This is a genomic window from Rhodohalobacter sp. (genome assembly GCF_041686455.1).
GTDB lineage: Bacteria > Bacteroidota > Rhodothermia > Balneolales > Balneolaceae > Rhodohalobacter.
The window spans coordinates 17,043-34,409 of record NZ_JAWLDW010000019.1; the positions used below are offsets into that span (position 1 = coordinate 17,043).

At 43.0% G+C, this 17,367-nt stretch carries 16 protein-coding genes; 12 read left to right on the top strand and 4 right to left on the bottom strand.

Annotated features, from left to right (window positions below; genetic code table 11):
- The first annotated feature begins 133 nt into the window (after positions 1-133).
- From ACESM0_RS04255 to ACESM0_RS04275, 5 genes are all read left to right on the top strand, one after another.
- Positions 134-1,366 (top strand): aminotransferase class I/II-fold pyridoxal phosphate-dependent enzyme, encoded by a 1,233-nt coding sequence (locus ACESM0_RS04255; protein ID WP_372903977.1) that lies wholly within the window; start codon positions 134-136, stop codon positions 1,364-1,366.
- A gap of 157 nt (positions 1,367-1,523) precedes the next feature.
- On the top strand, positions 1,524-3,614 hold the full coding sequence (locus ACESM0_RS04260) for a S9 family peptidase (protein ID WP_372903979.1): 2,091 nt from the start codon (positions 1,524-1,526) through the stop codon (positions 3,612-3,614).
- A gap of 571 nt (positions 3,615-4,185) precedes the next feature.
- Entirely contained in the window at positions 4,186-4,683 is a 498-nt protein-coding gene (locus ACESM0_RS04265; protein WP_101073329.1) for a GbsR/MarR family transcriptional regulator, read from the top strand.
- Positions 4,655-4,786: a hypothetical protein gene (locus ACESM0_RS04270; RefSeq protein WP_372903981.1), complete on the top strand. Its 132-nt coding sequence runs from the start codon at positions 4,655-4,657 to the stop codon at positions 4,784-4,786. The genes ACESM0_RS04265 and ACESM0_RS04270 overlap by 29 nt, the downstream gene beginning before the upstream one ends.
- Positions 4,787-4,817: 31 nt before the next feature.
- Positions 4,818-5,570 carry an outer membrane lipoprotein-sorting protein gene (locus tag ACESM0_RS04275; RefSeq protein WP_372903983.1) on the top strand — a complete coding sequence of 251 codons (753 nt, stop codon included), beginning with the start codon at positions 4,818-4,820 and terminating at the stop codon, positions 5,568-5,570.
- A 90-nt stretch (positions 5,571-5,660) separates the two neighbouring features.
- Here ACESM0_RS04275 and ACESM0_RS04280 read toward each other — a convergent pair whose 3' ends face one another.
- Positions 5,661-6,011 (bottom strand): four helix bundle protein, encoded by a 351-nt coding sequence (locus tag ACESM0_RS04280; protein ID WP_372903985.1) that lies wholly within the window; start codon positions 6,009-6,011, stop codon positions 5,661-5,663.
- Positions 6,012-6,202: 191 nt separating this feature from the next.
- On the opposite strand from ACESM0_RS04280, the gene ACESM0_RS04285 reads away from it, so the two are divergent.
- The 4 genes from ACESM0_RS04285 (at position 6,203) to ACESM0_RS04300 (ending at position 10,807) form a co-directional block, all read left to right on the top strand.
- Positions 6,203-7,420, top strand: coding sequence for an ABC transporter permease (locus tag ACESM0_RS04285; RefSeq protein WP_372903987.1), 1,218 nt, complete (start codon positions 6,203-6,205; stop codon positions 7,418-7,420).
- Positions 7,421-7,437: 17 nt separating this feature from the next.
- Positions 7,438-8,658 carry an ABC transporter permease gene (locus ACESM0_RS04290; RefSeq protein ID WP_372903988.1) on the top strand — a complete coding sequence of 407 codons (1,221 nt, stop codon included), beginning with the start codon at positions 7,438-7,440 and terminating at the stop codon, positions 8,656-8,658.
- A 112-nt stretch (positions 8,659-8,770) separates the two neighbouring features.
- Positions 8,771-9,463 (top strand): ABC transporter ATP-binding protein, encoded by a 693-nt coding sequence (locus ACESM0_RS04295; RefSeq protein WP_372903990.1) that lies wholly within the window; start codon positions 8,771-8,773, stop codon positions 9,461-9,463.
- Between the two features lie 183 nt (positions 9,464-9,646).
- Positions 9,647-10,807 carry a hypothetical protein gene (locus ACESM0_RS04300; protein WP_372903992.1) on the top strand — a complete coding sequence of 387 codons (1,161 nt, stop codon included), beginning with the start codon at positions 9,647-9,649 and terminating at the stop codon, positions 10,805-10,807.
- Here the strand turns inward: ACESM0_RS04300 and ACESM0_RS04305 are convergent.
- Positions 10,760-10,945 (bottom strand): hypothetical protein, encoded by a 186-nt coding sequence (locus tag ACESM0_RS04305; protein WP_372903994.1) that lies wholly within the window; start codon positions 10,943-10,945, stop codon positions 10,760-10,762. The two genes, ACESM0_RS04300 and ACESM0_RS04305, sit on opposite strands and share 48 nt — an antisense overlap.
- 80 nt (positions 10,946-11,025) lie before the next feature.
- Between ACESM0_RS04305 and ACESM0_RS04310 the strand changes: the two genes are divergently transcribed.
- From ACESM0_RS04310 to ACESM0_RS04320, 3 genes are all read left to right on the top strand, one after another.
- On the top strand, positions 11,026-11,562 hold the full coding sequence (locus ACESM0_RS04310) for an REP-associated tyrosine transposase (RefSeq protein WP_372903995.1): 537 nt from the start codon (positions 11,026-11,028) through the stop codon (positions 11,560-11,562).
- Positions 11,563-11,791: 229 nt separating this feature from the next.
- Positions 11,792-14,647: a serine/threonine protein kinase gene (locus ACESM0_RS04315; RefSeq protein WP_372903997.1), complete on the top strand. Its 2,856-nt coding sequence runs from the start codon at positions 11,792-11,794 to the stop codon at positions 14,645-14,647.
- Between the two features lie 293 nt (positions 14,648-14,940).
- Positions 14,941-16,209 carry a DEAD/DEAH box helicase gene (locus tag ACESM0_RS04320; protein ID WP_372904001.1) on the top strand — a complete coding sequence of 423 codons (1,269 nt, stop codon included), beginning with the start codon at positions 14,941-14,943 and terminating at the stop codon, positions 16,207-16,209.
- Positions 16,210-16,371: 162 nt separating this feature from the next.
- Here ACESM0_RS04320 and ACESM0_RS04325 read toward each other — a convergent pair whose 3' ends face one another.
- Positions 16,372-16,779, bottom strand: coding sequence for a type II toxin-antitoxin system VapC family toxin (locus tag ACESM0_RS04325; protein WP_372903999.1), 408 nt, complete (start codon positions 16,777-16,779; stop codon positions 16,372-16,374).
- Complete coding sequence (locus ACESM0_RS04330; protein ID WP_101073317.1) at positions 16,763-17,026, bottom strand: DUF6364 family protein; 264 nt, start codon at positions 17,024-17,026, stop codon at positions 16,763-16,765. The genes ACESM0_RS04325 and ACESM0_RS04330 overlap by 17 nt, the downstream gene beginning before the upstream one ends.
- Between the last annotated feature and the right edge of the window lie 341 nt (positions 17,027-17,367).

The window sequence follows — 17,367 nt, forward strand, 5'->3', positions numbered from 1 at the left end:
CTTTGTTTGATGTTTGTTTTCAAACACCTTTTTTCATTAGATTCAATGGATTATTGATTGGACATAATCAATATTATCTACTTTTAAATAATTTATCGGGTCTCAAAATTTACCCGTTGAAACCTCATTTTTTATGGATTTATTTGACAAGCTAGTAACTCGGCCAGGACCACTTGGGGAATTCACTTCAAACGGCTACGGCTACTACACATTTCCAAAACTTGAAGGTCCCATTGGTCCGGAAATGAAATTTAACGGTAATGACGTAGTGGTTTGGAGCGTAAACGACTACCTGAGTGTTGGGAATCATCCGCATATCCGGGAGGTGGACAAAAATGCCGCAGAGAAATATGGCCTGAGTGCCCCGATGGGTGCCCGATTGATGACCGGAAATTCTGATGAACATGAAGCCCTTGAACGTGAACTGGCCGATTTTGTTCACAAACCGGAAGCTCTTTTGCTGAACTATGGCTATCAGGGTATTATGAGCGTAATTCACGCGCTGGTTGACCGAAATGACTTTTTGATTTATGATGAACTGAGCCACGCTTGTATTGTTGACGGAAAGCAGCTGGCCATGGCTGAGAAATCCGTTTTTAAGCATAACGATCTGGAAAGTCTTGAAAAACAGCTGAAACGTGCTTCAAGTAAAATGAAGCCCAACTCTTCTATCCTGGTTGTGACGGAGGGGGTTTTTGGTATGACCGGAGATCTCGGAAAACTGAAGGAGATCATCGCTCTCAAAGAGAAATACCCATTCAGACTCCTTGTTGATGATGCTCACGGTTTTGGAACATTGGGAGAAGATGGATCGGGTGCAGGAACACAACTTGGCTGCCACGATGGAATTGACATCTATTTCGGAACATTTGCCAAGGCTGTAGCTTTGATCGGCGCCTTTGTTGCTGCAGAACCTCGGGTTATTGAGTTTTTGAAAGCCAACACAAGAAGTCAGATTTTTGCAAAATCACTTCCTATGCCGATTGTGGTTTCTGCTCGTGAACGAATTAAACTGATTCGTCAGAATCCACAGTGGCGCGATCAATTGTGGGAAAACACACGAAAACTTCGAACCGGACTGATAGACTTGGGGTATAATGTGCTGCCGTCAGAGAGCCCGGTTACGCCTGTTTTAACGGAGGGCAGTACAGAACTGGCTCAAACGATCATGCGGGAAATGCGTGAAGAGCACGGAATATTTGTTAGTGGTGTAGCCTACCCCGTTGTTCCAAAAGGTGTTGTTCTCCTTCGGTTGATTCCAATGGCAGGCCATACCGATGAACATATTCAGAAAACCCTGAATGCATTTGAAGCGATTAAACCTATTGTATTTAAAGAGGTTGATGAGGCTGTAACTGCTGAGTAATCATTTTTCTTAAAAAATATACGGGCGCAATGCATTCAATGTATTGCGCCTTTTTTATGTAAAAAATTTCGATACAGAACTATTTAAATGCAATTCCTCTTTCTGATACCATTCATTTTTCTATTTTTACATCACTTTAAAATCTAAACCATCCCATATGCGACTACTAAGCTACCTTTTTGTCTCTGCTTTAATGTCTGGTCTTCTGTTTACTCCGGTTCAATCACAAGATGTGCCGGAAAACCTCATTTTTGAGCAGATTTTTCATGAGCCTGTGTTACCGGGAATTCGCCCTTCATTCAGATCTTTTAGTGCCACACAGGATACTCTCTACTTCTCGTGGAATGATTCATCATATTTCGACACTGGCTTGTACAAAATGGCTCTCAGCGGCAGTGAACCGGAACCGGTTGATGACGACGATTTTACGAGTTTCACAAGATCACCCAACGGCCGCCTCATCTCTTACACAAAAGATGGAAATATCTACGTTGCTAACAGTGACTGGAGTAACGAACGCCGGATTATAGCCAGTCAAGAGAATGACATTACACCGGTTTGGTCGCCCAACAGCCGCAAACTGGCTTTTGTAAGAAGTGGTGATGTCTGGGTAACTGATGTGACCCGCCCAGAACTCATCCAGGTAACCAAGCGAGCTTCGGATGCACCGGGTATTTTTATTCAGGATTGGTCCGGTAATAACAGATTGATTCTGAGACAAACTGACAATTCGGACGCCAAAACCATCTATTTCCCTGAATACGTTGATGAATTCGTAGAACCGGGCGGTTCTCAGCGAGGAATTCCATCCGTAGCTTTTTATTCAGCTGATCTCTCCACTATGGATATCGACACCCTCTCCTCCGGAGTACAAAGAAGCTCCGCGGCCGGTAGTTTTTCAGGGAATTTCTCTGTGAAAGATTCCAGTGATGCAGCTTTAAAGCATAGAAAAGTCATTGTGTATGATCATCAAAATGAGAGTCGATCTGTTATTTTTGAAGAGGAAACAGACGGATGGCTTTCGGGTACGTCCATATCATTTGCTCAGCGAACAGATCGGCTGATGATCCGTTCTGAACAGTCAGGGTGGAATCATATCTACATCGCAAATCTAGCCACAGGTACAGTTGAACAGTTGACTGAGGGAGATTTTGAAATCACATGGGCAAATTGGCTGGACGATCAGACCATCATTTATGCAAATAACGAAGCAGATTATGGAGAACGACACATATTCATTCATAATCTTCGTGATGGCTCTGTTGAACAGCTGACTTCAGACGAAGCATACCGATATCAGTTCCGGTTATCTGATGACAACACCAAGCTGGTTTATGCAAAAACTTATTTTAATGAACCGTATGATCTTTATATGATCGACCTGGAAAATCCGGAAGAGGAAATACAGCTTACCCATTCAGTTCCGGATTCATTTTATGATTACAATTGGCAACAGGAAGAGTATGTACGATTTACCGGAAGGGATGGTGTAACCGACCTTTCGATGTCTGTCTTGTACCCGAAAAACTTTGATACAAACCGTCAATATCCTGTGGTTGTCTTTGCACACGGAGCAGGATCCCTCCAAAATGTCTACAAAGGATGGTCTAATAATTACTGGCGCGAATACATGTTTCATCAATATTTGCTAAATCAAGGCTATGTGGTTGTAGAGGTTGATTTCCGCCACAGTACCGGTTACGGACGTAAATTCCGTGAGGATGTAACCAATTGGATGGGTAAATACGAAGTAGAAGATATTGTAGACGGACTCGATTGGGTTCAGGAGAAAACCAACGGAGCTCTCGACCTTGATAACGTTGGAATCTACGGTGGAAGTTATGGCGGTTTCATGGCACTCTATGCCGTTTCTGATGCTCCCGACCGTTTCCACGCTGCAGCAGCACTTCGGAAAGTTTCCAACTGGCGAAATTACTATTACGCGAATCCCTGGTATACCCTGCCAAGACTTGGTGATCCCGAGGAAGTTCCTGAACATTACGATCGTAGTTCACCGCTCACCTACGCGCCGGACCTGGAACGACCTGTTATTTTACTTCACGGTTTGATTGACGATAACGTAGGTGCTCAGGATGCATTCCAATATGCCGATGAGCTGATTCAAAACGGCAATACCAATTTCGAGATGATGATTTATCCATCCGAACGTCACGGATTCACCAGCCCGAACTCCTGGCATGATGAGTATCTCCGGATATTTGAATTCTTTGAAAAACATCTAAAATAGCACCAGCATCACAAATTGATAATTTTAAAAATCCGCAAGGTCGAAAGGCTTTGCGGATTTTTTCTTGAGAACAATACACGTAAAAATACTCGTGGCACGACTTAGAGTCGTGCCACGAGTGATAGTTTCAATCCAAAAATCCATCTAATTCAGTGCTCTGTTTAATTCATAATCCAGTAGAATCCCAAATATGATTGATGTTTTTCAGATGACAACGCTCACGATTGATTATTTGATTATCTCATAGCTTCAAAAACTCCGGAGGAGTTTTCTGTTTTTAGCATTCAAATGGAATGATAACATCAAAGCTCCTTTAGGTGCTTCCTTAATCATGGACAACCTCCAGAATAATTATACAGGACGCTCCAATGGAGCGGGCATTAATCGGGTTTTCTTTACCTATAATCAGGTTATTCTTACGGAATAGGGAGACATTCATCCATTTCACCGTTGGTGTTCATTTAGAAAGTCTTGCGTTTTAAAACAGTCGAAGTACTTCCCGAGCAAAATGCATACACTTATTTGGTTCATTAATTTTTGAACTAAATAAACTTCTCTGTAACTTTTTGGTATGGATAACGAAAAACTGATGTATATCGAAGAGTGCGGACTTCTATTCGACAAGCTTGGACTGACTCGAATGGCCGGTCGTGCTTTCGGTTATCTGGTGGTTTGTGATGAAGATCATGTCTCATTCGACCAGATCAGAGAAGCCCTGAAAGCGAGTAAGGGTAGTATTAGCGGAACCATGAAACAGTTGGTTCAAACAGGAATGGCTGAAGCTCTCAGCTTACCCGGTGATCGAAAAACCTATTACCGGATCAGCAAAGTGAAAATTGGGGATTTGATTCGTCAGCGAATAGGTCAGTTTACAGAACTGGCTGAAATTTTACAGAAAGGAGACGATCTGAAAGAAAGAGATGATGACACCTCAGACTGGCTGACCGAAGCTTCAATATTTCATTACTGGATCGGTGATCAGCTTGATGGGATCATCAAACAGTGGGAAAACGATAAGCAGAAAATTATCCATCAGTACAATGAAAACAGAAAAGAGCATTCAACATAGCAAAACCGAAGAGAATGTATCGCTGTTTAAACAGATTGACCTGAAAATTGAACTTTGGGTTCAGCATCTGGTAGAACAGATCGAATACGCCAAATCAAACTAAGACTCCCAATTCATTTAGCCGGAGAGATTTTATGGATCTTTTTAAAAAAGCGCTTCCAATTATTCTACTGCCCTTCGCTGTATCCGTTTCCCACGCCCAAACAGCTGATGAGATCATCAACCGTATGGAAGATGTAATGCGTGGAGAGTCGAGCTACGCAGAGATGACAATGACGATTGAACGGCCCCGATATGAACGGGAAATGAGCATGAAGGCATGGGCACTGGGTGAAGATTTCTCTCTGATTCTGATCACCGATCCGGCCCGCGACCGGGGAACTGCATTTCTAAAGCGTGAAAATGAAATCTGGAATTACGTTCCCAATATCGATCGCACAGTAAAAATGCCTCCATCTATGATGTCGCAGTCGTGGATGGGATCCGATTTTACCAATGATGATCTGGTACGTGAAAGTTCTACACTTGAGGATTACGATCACTCCATTTTACGGGAAGAGACCCTGGATGACAGGGAAACGTGGGTTTTAGAACTAATCCCCAAACCAGACGCTGCTATTGTATGGGGTAAAGTGCTGATTTGGGTTGATAAAGAGCACTACATTTTATTGAAAGAGGAGAACTATAATCAACGGGATGAACTTGCCAATACACTCAATTTCAAGGAAATTGAAGAGATGGACGGGCGCGTTTTTCCAACCAGAATGATTATGGCACCTGCCGATAAACCTGATCAAAGAACAATTTTGAAATACAACCACCTGGAGTTTGATATTGATATCGATCGGTCATTTTTTACACAACAGAATATGAGGAGAGTGAGGTGAACAGTGAACAGTGTTTCAGTGGCAACAGTGTGTCAGATATGTAAGCTGACACTTTGTTGCAATATTTACACTGTCAATCTGAATAATTATTCATCTTCTTTTTCTTGTTTTATTGAGAATTGTATAGAGAATTTTTGCTAATTCATCGGCGTCATCGTGCATACTTTGAAATATTTTTTGATTAATGAAACCGGTGTCTTTTAATAATGACAGCCAGTACTTTGTTTCCAGGCACTCTTTATAGGAAATGTATAGTTTGGCAGAAAAATCAGCTTTTGAGATAGCACCATTTGCTTCGGCAATATTGGCTCCTATACTGGTTCCGCTACGCAAAAGCTGCTTTGACAGAATAAACTCACGTTTTTCATTACTAAGAAATTGATATGATTTAACTACCCGAACAGCAAACGCATATGATTTTTTATAAAGATTATTATCCATAACTAACTTGATTTATTATTAAGATTGGTTTCTTATATGAACCAAAAATCACATAATCCTTACAGTTTAAAGCAGTTCATATGTCTACATGTACCATCAGTACGTCAGAAAAGGTTTTTCTTAAACTGCCACTTTTACTCATGATTGAACTGAAAACTGTTGACACTGTATAACTGACACACTGAAAAATAATGTACCTAAAATTGGCGTGGCGGAATTTATGGAGGAATAAGCGGCGGACGCTGATTACCGTCAGCTCGATTATGTTTGCTGTGGTTGCTGCGCTATTCATGGAATCGCTGGGGCAAGGAACCCGCCAACAGCTCCTGGACAACATGACCAGTTTTCAAACCGGGTATATCCAGATCCAGGATTACCGGTATAGAGATGAACCCTCACCCGATAACGCTTTCCTCTATAATGATGATCTGGAGCAGAAAATTCTCTCCTCTCACGAAAATGCAGACTACCTGATTCCACGGGTCGAAACCTTTATGCTTGCTGCCGGTGAGGAGATTACACGCGGGGCTATGGTATTGGGAATCAATATCGAAAAAGAGGATCAGTTCAATCAATTAAGGGATCGTTTGACTGAAGGAGAATTCAGCCGGTCCGGTCAACGAAAAGCTGTTTTGGGTGAAGGGTTAGCCGGACGATTAAATCTGGCCGTCGGAGATACACTTGTCCTTCTGGGACAGGGTCGATTTGGGGTGACGGCATCCGGACTGTTTGAGGTCAGCGGGTTGATTGAATATCCAATCCGGGAAATGGACAACCAAATTGTATACCTGTCGCTTGAGGATATGCAGTGGATGATTTCAGCAGAAGAGATGGTTACGAACCTGGTTGTAGTTCCGGAACATACGGATCAAGTCAATCAGATTGCTACGTCACTCTCCCAAACCGTATCAGAAAACGAGCTGCGTGTGCTTACATGGCAGGAGATGATGCCCGAACTGATTGAAGCAATTGAATTTGATGAACTCTCGGGTCGAATCATGCTTTGGATTCTCTATGTGGTCATTGGTTTTGGAATCTTCGGAACTATTCTAACAATGACTCTTGAACGAAGACGAGAGTTCGGCATTCTACTATCAGTCGGTATGTATCGAAGCAAACTGGCATTTGTCGTTTTTATAGAAACATTTTTCATCAGCATTCTGGGAGTACTCTCGGGTTTTACACTGGGTTCACTCGTTATATTGTACTTTTACATCAACCCAATTGAGTTTACCGGAGATATGGCAGAACTGATGAACGACTTTGGCTTTGAAGCAACGATGGAAGTCACATTTTCACCGGAAATATACATCCTGCAGGGAGCCGCCATCTTCATCATTACCACGATAATTTGTCTCTACCCTACTTTAAAAATTGCCAGAATGAATATTCTTGAATCAAAAATGTAAATCCCGTTTATACGACTATGAAAATGCTCTTATCCATAGCATGGCGTAACATATGGAGACATCCCGGACGGAGCGGCGTTCTGATTGCTTCCATCGTAGCCGGGATGTGGGCCGGAATCATGGTATCATCATGGGCGAATGGATTGATCGAGCAAAGGGTGAATAATGTGATTAATGAAGAACTGACGCATGCGCAGATTCATCATCCGGAATTTTTGACTGAAAGGGAACCGGGAATGTACATCGAACCACATGATGAAATCATCACATTTTTAGAAACCGACTCCAGAGTTCAATCCTACAGCTCCCGCACACTATTGGATGGAATGATTCAGTCGGCTGCCACTACTTCCGGTGTTCGCATTTTTGGAGTAGACAAAGAGATGGAGAGAGAAACCACAACATTTCATCAAAATTTAACAGAGGGTGAATATCTCAACAGTGAACTTCGCAATCCTGTTTTTATCGGGCAAAAGTTAATCAACAAACTGAATGTAGAGATCGGTGACCGGATTGTACTCACCTTCCAGAATATTGAGAATGAGATAACATCGGGAGCCTTTACTGTAAGCGGTGTTTTCAGAACCGGGCAAAATCTTTATGATGAACAGACGGTATATGTAAACAGGGACGATCTGTCGGATTTAGTTGCCAACCGACCTCTTTATCATGAAATTACAATTATGCTTCACGATCGTGAACAGGGAGAAGAGCTTGTATCAGACATAAACGAAGAATTCAGTGGGGTTACCGCTGAGACCTGGATCGAACTCTCCCCGGAAATGCGATATATGACACAAGCCAGCGGAAGCTACATGTTTTACATCATGATTGTGATACTGTTCGCTCTCGCCTTTGGAATTTTGAACACTATGACCATGGCCATTTTTGAACGAATGCGTGAACTGGGCATGCTGATGGCCATCGGGATGAATAAGGTTAGAGTTTTTACGATGATCATGCTCGAGTCAGTTATGCTAACCCTTACCGGCGCAGCAGTCGGGATGTTTGTTGGATATCTGACCGTTAATTATTTCAATAGAAACGGTCTGGATTTAACGGCTATCGGCGGTGATTCTTTTGAGATCTGGGGGTACGGAGCCGTGGTCTATCCCTATATTAACCCGGAAGAGTATTTATATGTCATGTTTTTAGTCATTGCAACGGCGCTGCTCGCAGCTATATATCCGGCGCTTAAAGCCCTTAAACTCGTACCCGGAGAAGTTGTTCGGGAATAAACTTAACAGTGAATCAGTGTTCAGTGACAACAGTGTGTCAGAAATTTTAAACACACTGTAGAACTACTCACACTGACACACTGATTCGTGACACACTGAAAAACTGAAAACCATGTCCATAATTACAACACACAATCTTTCAAAAGTCTACAATCCGGATTCCGTTCCGGTGCACGCCCTTCGGGATGTAAACCTTGAATTTGAAGAAGGCGAATTTACTACGGTGCGCGGACCATCAGGCTCGGGTAAAACTACCCTGCTCAACATGATTGGCGGACTCGACAACCCAACTGAAGGCCATGTAGAAATTGGTGATATCAAAATTACAGGTATGAAAGAGAGTAAACTGATTGAGTTCCGGCTCAACAACATTGGATTCGTTTTTCAGGCATACAACCTAATTCCGGTCTTTACCGCCTATGAAAATGTAACCTTCATCATGTTGCTTCAAAAACGAAGCAAAAAAGAGATGAACGAGAGAGCCAATGAGTTACTCTCTGCAATGGGTTTGAAGAACAAAATAAACTCCCGTCCGAAGGAATTATCAGGCGGCGAACAGCAACGGGTAGCCGTTGCGCGGGCATTGGCGTCCCGGCCAAAATTCATTCTGGCAGATGAACCGACCGCGAATCTGGATACAAAATCCGCCATGAACCTGCTGGATATGATGGAGAAGATGAACCGGGAGGAAAACGTCACATTTATCTTCTCAACGCATGATCAGCGAGTGATCGATCGCGCCCGGAGAGTAATCACGATGGTGGATGGTGCGATAGATAAGGATGAAAAGAAAATCTCCCCTTGAGGGGAGGCCATGCGTAAGCATGGGAGGGGTGTAATTAATCATTGGTTTCTTAACAATCAGTTAAATACCATAATCTTAAAACACCCCTCCCAGCCTAAAGGCTGTACTCCCCTCAAGGGGAGAATCAATTTTTACTAATTAACTGTTACCACTGACACATTACTAAACTGTAAAACTGAATAAGTGAAATACCTAATCCTCATATCAACGCTTCTATTCTGGTCTACAACTGCGGTGGCGCAGTTTCAGTCCGATGATATTGATATCAGCGGATACATTCAGGGAATGCCGGTCTGGATTAATGCAGATCTGCCTCCACCCTTTGAAAAAGATTCCTTCTGGGAGTACCGTCTGCAAAATCGTCTCAATCTTCAATGGTACCTCTCATCAGATCTAACCTTTAACTGGGAGATGCGTACACGGTTTTTTGCCGGCGATCTAGTGCAGGACATTCCGTTCTATGCCGAGGCAATCGATCAGGATGACGGACTGGTGAATCTATCCTGGCTCATTGCGGATCAGGAAAAATGGCTGCTGCATTACATTCCGGACCGGCTCAACCTTGACTGGTACAGCGGAGATTGGCGGATTACAGCCGGGCGACAGCGCGTCAATTGGGGAATCAACACCATCACCAATCCTAACGACCTCTTTAATCTCTATTCCTTCTACGATTTTGACTATCCCGAACGTCCGGGTTCCGATGCTATACGCATACAGTACTTTTTGGATTGGGCTTCCCGGGTTGAAATGGCTTATCGTCCCGCCCGGGATGTAAAAAATTCAGTGGCGGCCATGCTATATGGTTTCAACACTGGCGGGTATGATATTCAGTTAATCACCGGATATTATCAGCATCGATGGGCCGCTGGCGGTGGTTGGGCCGGAAGCATCAATCAAACCGGCTTCAAAGGCGAAGTGATGTTTTTTGTGAATCTGGAAGATTTACCCGACGAAAAGCCCACGAACCTGATTGCCGCAGTTACTGTAGACCATATGTTTGACAACAGTCTCTTTTTGATTGTTGAAGCCCTATACAACAAGAATGGCGGACGAAATGATTTTTTCCTCTTAGGTGAACCGCTCACTGCCGATAATCCATCGTTTTCTCAGTTTCAGCTTTCCACACAGGGTTCTTACCCTTTCTCTCCTATTTTAAATGGTTCCCTTGCAACCATTTTCTACCCTGACGAGGAGGCAATGTTTATTTCACCGTCCGTAACCTGGTCTGCCATGCAGGACCTCGATGTGAACCTGCTCACACAAATCTTTATAGGAAGTGACGACTCCGCCTTTTCATCCGCCGGGAGTGTCATCGCCGGATCCATCAAGTGGAATTTCTGAAACTTCAGAAACAAGTTTTGCCAGCAGAGCTGGCTGCTTTTCGTCTGGGAGTGGAGCTCCCGACGAGTATTCATCCTCGTTCATAGCTCTGCTATGTAACGAGCATCCGGCAGCTCCGCTGCCAAAAACAAAACCCATCTCCAGCAAAAATTATGTAAGGAAATCCAAAATCCAGTTTCATACTCATATACCATCAACTTTTCTGAAATATTTGAATTATGGGACGATCAAGATACCGGGTTTACGATCCAAACTATCCATATTTCATAACAAGCAGTTTAGTGGAAGGATATCCGATTTTCTCAAATCCACTTGCCGCACGTGTTATTCTGGATGCTCTCGAATTTATTCAAAACAAGAGAAGCATAACTGTTTATGCTTACGTTATCATGGAGAATCATATTCATTTGATTCTTCAGAACGATCATCTCCCACAACAAATACAGGCCTTTAAATCCTGGACGGCGAGAGCCATTGTTGACCCCTTTTCAGTGAACAGACACAGTTATCAACTGTATAAGCTAAGAAAATCCAAAAAACCATCTCATAACGATTCAGTACATCAGCTCTGGCAGGAGGGATATTATCCCAAGCAAATATTCAGTGACGAGATGATGATTCAGAAAATTGAGTATATCCATAACAATCCCGTTAAACGGGGATTTGTAGACCGCCCGGAGGATTGGAGATATTCCTCAATGCGTAATTATCTGGGAATGGAGTCATTAATACCGGTTACGCTATTTGACTATTAGCCAGCTGAACTGGCTGCTATCTTTGGGGAGCAGAGCTCCTGACGATGATCTTTCAATTACTCACTGTACTTTAAACAGGAACCACCTAAGTAAATGTGAAAAATCTCGTGCCGAATTATATATTATTCACTTAAATTTACGGCATCATCAAACAGCGCATTTGTGAAATCTCAAGTTGTTTTCACAACTTTATGCCAAAATTTCTGGCGTACAAAAAATCCATTTTTGCATGAGTTTAGATTGGGAAAAAGTTGAATCCATTGTTGATCGGGCAATCAGTCTGCCAATAGAAGAACGAGAAGCATTCATCAAAAAGGAATGTGAAACATCCGTTGAGCTTCTAAACGAGGTAAGGAGTATGCTGGAATCCATCCAACATTCTGAAGGGTGGATGGATGAACCTGACCTTGTGAAGGAACAATTTCTTACAGATATTAAAAATGAAAAAAATAATTTCCTGGATGAATCGGTTGTCGGATCAGTTGTAGATAAGTACAAGCTTATCGATATCATCGGGCGGGGTGGTATGGGAACCGTCTATCTCGCTGAACGGCATGATGATTCATACAAGAACAGGGTCGCTATAAAAATACTTCGCCGGGGTCTCGACAGCGAAGATATGTTGAGCCGGTTCCGAATTGAGCAGCAGATTCTTGCACAACTCAATCACCCAAACATTACCCACATCCTGGATGCCGGCATCACCGAAAACGGACGCCCTTACTATGTAATGGAGTATGTTGAAGGCAGCCCAATTACACAATATTGTAAAGACCATAACCTCTCCACAAATGAGCGAATGGAGCTTTTTTTACAAATATGTAATGCATTAACGTTCGCTCACCAAAAATTGGTAATCCACAGGGATCTCAAACCTGCCAATATTCTCGTCACAAAGAATGGGATTGTAAAACTTCTCGATTTTGGAATTGCCAAAATCTTGTCTGATGATTTTATGGGTGAGAAATCACCCGATATCACAAAAAAGCATGAACCCATTTTCACCATCACCTATGCAAGTCCTGAACAGATTGCCGGAAAACGAATTGGAACTGCTTCTGATATCTACACTCTTTCGATCGTACTCTATCAACTATTGACCGGTGCCCATCCATACGCTGCTTCAGGAATTGAACCTCACGAAATCAGAACCGAGCTTGAAAATACGGCCATCAAAAGCCCTCGTTCGGTTGTTCGAAAAAGTGAGAAACCGGAAGTACCGATTCAGCAACTCAGGGATGAAATTGATGACATTGTTCTAAAGGGTTTGCACTATGAACCCGAGCTTCGTTACAGCTCCATTGTGGAGTTCAGTCGCGACATCCAGAACTACCTGTCGAACCGACCGGTCTCTGCAAAGAAGCCATCCAAATCATATCGTTTCAAAAAGTTTGTTCAGAGAAACCGTAATCTGGTAGTGCTCGGCACGGCGGCTTCCATCCTGTTAATTTTCAGTTTTACCGCAACCTTATGGCAGGCGAATCAAACCCGAATAGAAGCCGAACGGGCACTTGCAGCCTCGGAGCGTGTGGTTGCTGTAAAAGATTTTTTAATCAGTATGATTACTGCCGGAAATCCCTGGGCAAATCCTGAACAGCCTCAAACCGCTCGGGATTTAATCGATCAGGGAGCTTTTGCTGCAGAAAATGAGCTTAACGACAAACCGGATCTTGCCGCTGAACTTTTTGGGGTGATTGGAGCCAGTTATCAGGGGATGCGGGAAGATGCCCTTGCAGAAGAGTACCTGACCAAAGCAATGGATTTAATCAATGAGGGAATAGAACTTGATCCACTGGTGGAAGCGGATATTAAAGCAAAGTACTCCGGGTCCATGCTGCGAGCCGGACGACCGGACGAAGCCGAATCTGTTTCAAATAGGGCACTCGAGTCGATCCAAAATTTGGAAGGCAGAGACATCACGCTTATGGAGAGTGAACTTCTCTATATGCTAGCTAATGCTTTCAGTCTAAAGGGTAACACCCCAAAGGCCATTGAAACAGTCAGGCAATCGGCAGAGCTGACCTGTAACCGCCCGGAACAGTATACACTGCAGTGTATTGACTACCTAACAGCCCTAAAAAACTTAGAGGAGTGGGGTGGCAACTACGAAGCGGGACTTGAGGCTGCTGAAAGAGCCTATGATCTTGCCCGTGAGTATGAGTCGTCTTTATCAAATCAGATGAAGCTTGCCGTTGTTGGAACGTATGGCAATGCACTTTCCTACAATGCACAGGCAAATGAAGCAATCCCTCTGCTTGAGCAAAATGCGGAGCTTGCAAAAAACCAGCATGGCGACCAAAGTTATCGATATGCTAGAGCTCTTTATGATCTCTCCACAGCCTATGAATTTTCCGGACGTACAGTTGATGCACTTCTGGTTGCAGAACAAGTTCTGGAGATTCAGGCTGAAAATCAGATGGGAAATCCGATGAACTCCTATTGGCTCTACAGAGCTTTTAGAATGGCTATAGATCTGCAGCAACCGGAATATGCACAAAAAATTTACGACCAATTTTTCCACACTCTGCCGAATCAGATGACCAATCACTATGTTGACGGATTTCAATTGGAAAATCTGAGGCTCAATATACTTCAGAATTCAGATTCGCAGTCGTTGAGGGAAGAAGTATTCAGGCTTTATGACTCCTTTAAGGAGAAGAAATCTGCTCATACGGCTACAGCTGCTCTGGTTTCTGCCGAACAGGCCATTCAAAACGGTAATTCTGAAGCTGCCGAACAGTATGTTTTAGAGTATGAATCGGCGGAGATCTCCACATCAAAAAGTGATGTTCGCCCGGCTCAAAGCCTTTTGATAAAATCAACCATCTCACTACAAAGGGAAGAATTAGATCAGGCAAAAGTGAACAGTCAAGAAGCAATAAGGCTGCTACGTGATATTGGACATGAAGAGAGTCCATACATAGCGGCAGCAAACCAATTACTTGGGGAGATTAACTGCAGATCCGGTGATATTGCATCAGCAAGAGATTACCTAAACAGTTCAAAATCTTATTGGGAAAGGGTAACCGGTATTGGCTCAGCCTTTACAACTCCGTCTGGTTCTACGGTAAACTGCAACATGTAACCGGTATCAATATAACAGCAGAGCTGTCTGTTTTCGTCGGGGAGCGGAGCTCCCGACGAGGCCCCTTCCATCATTCCCTGCTTCATACACCACCTTGCCTACCACTCATCACCCATCCTCGCCCACAGCTCCGCTGTGAGGCGCCACTCCTCGTTCATAGCTCTGCTATGTACGAGCACCCGGCAGCTCCGCTGCCAAACATGGATACCACCTAAACATTCCGTACCTTGAAGTTCACATTTTTAAGCCCGGCTTTTAATTTGAAAGCGGGCTTTTTTCATTTTATACCCTATATGACATTTAATTCACTGAATCTAACAGATCCAGTCCTCAGATCTTTAAAAGAAGAAGGATACACGAACCCCACTCCCATTCAATCTCAAGCCATTCCCGTCGCTCTCAAAGGAACCGACCTATTAGCATGTGCACAAACGGGAACCGGTAAAACAGCCGCTTTTGCTGTTCCGATACTGGAAATCCTAAGCAAGAACCAAAGCAGGGATCGTAACAGAAATATCAGGAGCCTGATAGTTACACCAACCCGCGAACTGGCCATCCAAATTGATGAAAGTTTTCAAAATTATGGCCGATATACCGGCCTGAAGACCGCAGTAATATTTGGCGGTGTAAATCAAAAGAGTCAGGTAAAGAAACTGAAACAGGGCGTTGATATTTTAACAGCCACACCCGGACGTCTGCTCGACCTGATGAACCAGGGATTTATCTCTCTGTCTAATATTGAAATTTTTGTATTGGATGAGGCCGACCGCATGCTCGACATGGGTTTTATTAACGATATCAAAAAGTTACTGGCCGTTCTTCCCAAAAAACGGCAGAACCTTTTCTTTTCGGCAACCATGCCAAATGAAATTATTAAACTGTCGAACTCTATTCTTCACAATCCAACCAAAATTGAGGTAACTCCCGAGTCTCCTACCGTGGATGCTATTCAGCAGGGACTCTATTTTGTGGACAAAGGCAACAAGAAGAATCTGCTGATTGATGTGCTTCAGGATGATGAGATCAAATCAGCTCTCGTTTTTACACGGACCAAGCATGGCGCGAATAAAGTTGTAAAACTGCTGAACGGCAGAAATATTCAGGCTGAAGCCATTCACGGCAATAAGTCGCAATCGGCCCGTCAAAAAGCGCTGGGCAATTTCAAGGATCAGCGGACTCGGGTTCTGGTAGCCACTGATATCGCCGCACGCGGTATTGATGTAGACGAACTGCATTACGTGATCAATTATGAGATTCCAAATATTCCGGAAACCTACGTTCACCGTATTGGCCGAACAGGCCGCGCCGGAGCAGACGGAACTGCACTCTCTTTTTGTGATGCCGTAGAGAAAGAGTATCTGCGAGACATTGAAAAGCTGATTGGCAAAAAGATTCCCGTCATTGACGAGCATGAGTTTCCTCTGCAGGATAACAATCCTCCGCAGCCTGCAAAACAGCAGCAGCGAAAGTCACAGAAAAATCGTGGCAAAAGCAATGGAAGTGGAAACGGCAAACGAAAGAAAAGCAGCAACAGCAGAAAGAGAGTCAGGCGTCATCAATAAGCTCTGACATTTACATCTGCTATCGAGATCAAGATCTTATCTCAAGGAATTCATGAAAGCATACTATGCTCTTTGTGAATTCCTTTTTTTGTTGTCTTTAGTAAGCTGAATGATTATTGAAAAAATACTTACATAAAGTGCTGTTAGATAATACAGGTAGGTTCAAAGTTGCTCTATCAATTCGAAAGGAGTAAACACCTGAAGCTTAGCTTTTTTATAGTCTCTCTCATTTCTCGTTATAATCGCCTCGCATGATGAATCAATTGCGTAAAAATGTTGAATGGCATCTTCAAAATCACTCCATCCTGCATTCAATGCCTGGTCAATTACAGAACCATTTAAGTTAGCCACCTCAACAAGTGAGCGCATTCCATTTAGTTTTGTAATTAAGTGTTCTGAAGTATAGAATTTGCGAAGCACATAAAATATATTAGAAAATGACTCCGGACTCACAACTGCATCCAATTGATTATTTTCAGCCTTCCAGAATAATTTCTGAGCATACATAAAATGTGGTGCTCTGCCTGTCAGAAAATCGATACAGACATCGCTGTCAATCAGAATCCTCATCAACAGTGTATTTTTTTTGCAATTCTTCTGCTAAGATCTCTTTGTAAGAGCGATTGTCATCAATAGGTAAACTGCCGGCTAACTTCTCTACAACAGATCCTTCCGGCGGACTCCATTCTTCACTAGAGGAAATTTCATTAAAATACTCTTCGACTATTTCAGATATACTTTTGCCCATGGCTTTAGCGTGGCGTTTAGCTCTCTTTTTAGTCTCCTTATCTATGGAAAGAGTCAACTTTTCTTTCATGACAATTCATCTGATCGGTTATGTTTACGTATTAAACGTAAATATTATACGTATCATGTGCAAAACTTCGCCTACTTTTTACTATCAAAAAACGGGTTAAGGATTTGAAAACCATGCAAATGAAGAGTACCTGTCACATCAGAAATAATTTCCAGAATTAGAGAAGAAGTACGGAGCCTCTGAAGAGATCCACACCCTCATTGTGGTAGCATCTTACGATTAGAGCAATTGATAAAAAGATGAAGCATAAAATTTTGAAATTTATAGCTTTTTCAATTACAATACGCCCATCTACAACCCACATAAATTTATTGAATTGATCAAAAAATTAAGGATAAAAC

What these genes read in the sequence shown, in the direction of transcription:
- ACESM0_RS04255 (WP_372903977.1), top strand. Translation starts at nt 134, where the DNA reads ATGGATTTATTTGACAAGCTAGTAACTCGGCCAGGACCACTTGGGGAA.
- ACESM0_RS04260 (WP_372903979.1), top strand. Translation starts at nt 1,524, where the DNA reads ATGCGACTACTAAGCTACCTTTTTGTCTCTGCTTTAATGTCTGGTCTT.
- ACESM0_RS04265 (WP_101073329.1), top strand. Translation starts at nt 4,186, where the DNA reads ATGGATAACGAAAAACTGATGTATATCGAAGAGTGCGGACTTCTATTC.
- ACESM0_RS04270 (WP_372903981.1), top strand. Translation starts at nt 4,655, where the DNA reads ATGAAAACAGAAAAGAGCATTCAACATAGCAAAACCGAAGAGAATGTA.
- ACESM0_RS04275 (WP_372903983.1), top strand. Translation starts at nt 4,818, where the DNA reads ATGGATCTTTTTAAAAAAGCGCTTCCAATTATTCTACTGCCCTTCGCT.
- ACESM0_RS04280 (WP_372903985.1), bottom strand. Translation starts at nt 6,011, where the DNA reads ATGGATAATAATCTTTATAAAAAATCATATGCGTTTGCTGTTCGGGTA.
- ACESM0_RS04285 (WP_372903987.1), top strand. Translation starts at nt 6,203, where the DNA reads ATGTACCTAAAATTGGCGTGGCGGAATTTATGGAGGAATAAGCGGCGG.
- ACESM0_RS04290 (WP_372903988.1), top strand. Translation starts at nt 7,438, where the DNA reads ATGAAAATGCTCTTATCCATAGCATGGCGTAACATATGGAGACATCCC.
- ACESM0_RS04295 (WP_372903990.1), top strand. Translation starts at nt 8,771, where the DNA reads ATGTCCATAATTACAACACACAATCTTTCAAAAGTCTACAATCCGGAT.
- ACESM0_RS04305 (WP_372903994.1), bottom strand. Translation starts at nt 10,945, where the DNA reads ATGGGTTTTGTTTTTGGCAGCGGAGCTGCCGGATGCTCGTTACATAGC.
- ACESM0_RS04310 (WP_372903995.1), top strand. Translation starts at nt 11,026, where the DNA reads ATGGGACGATCAAGATACCGGGTTTACGATCCAAACTATCCATATTTC.
- ACESM0_RS04315 (WP_372903997.1), top strand. Translation starts at nt 11,792, where the DNA reads ATGAGTTTAGATTGGGAAAAAGTTGAATCCATTGTTGATCGGGCAATC.
- ACESM0_RS04320 (WP_372904001.1), top strand. Translation starts at nt 14,941, where the DNA reads ATGACATTTAATTCACTGAATCTAACAGATCCAGTCCTCAGATCTTTA.
- ACESM0_RS04325 (WP_372903999.1), bottom strand. Translation starts at nt 16,779, where the DNA reads ATGAGGATTCTGATTGACAGCGATGTCTGTATCGATTTTCTGACAGGC.
- ACESM0_RS04330 (WP_101073317.1), bottom strand. Translation starts at nt 17,026, where the DNA reads ATGAAAGAAAAGTTGACTCTTTCCATAGATAAGGAGACTAAAAAGAGA.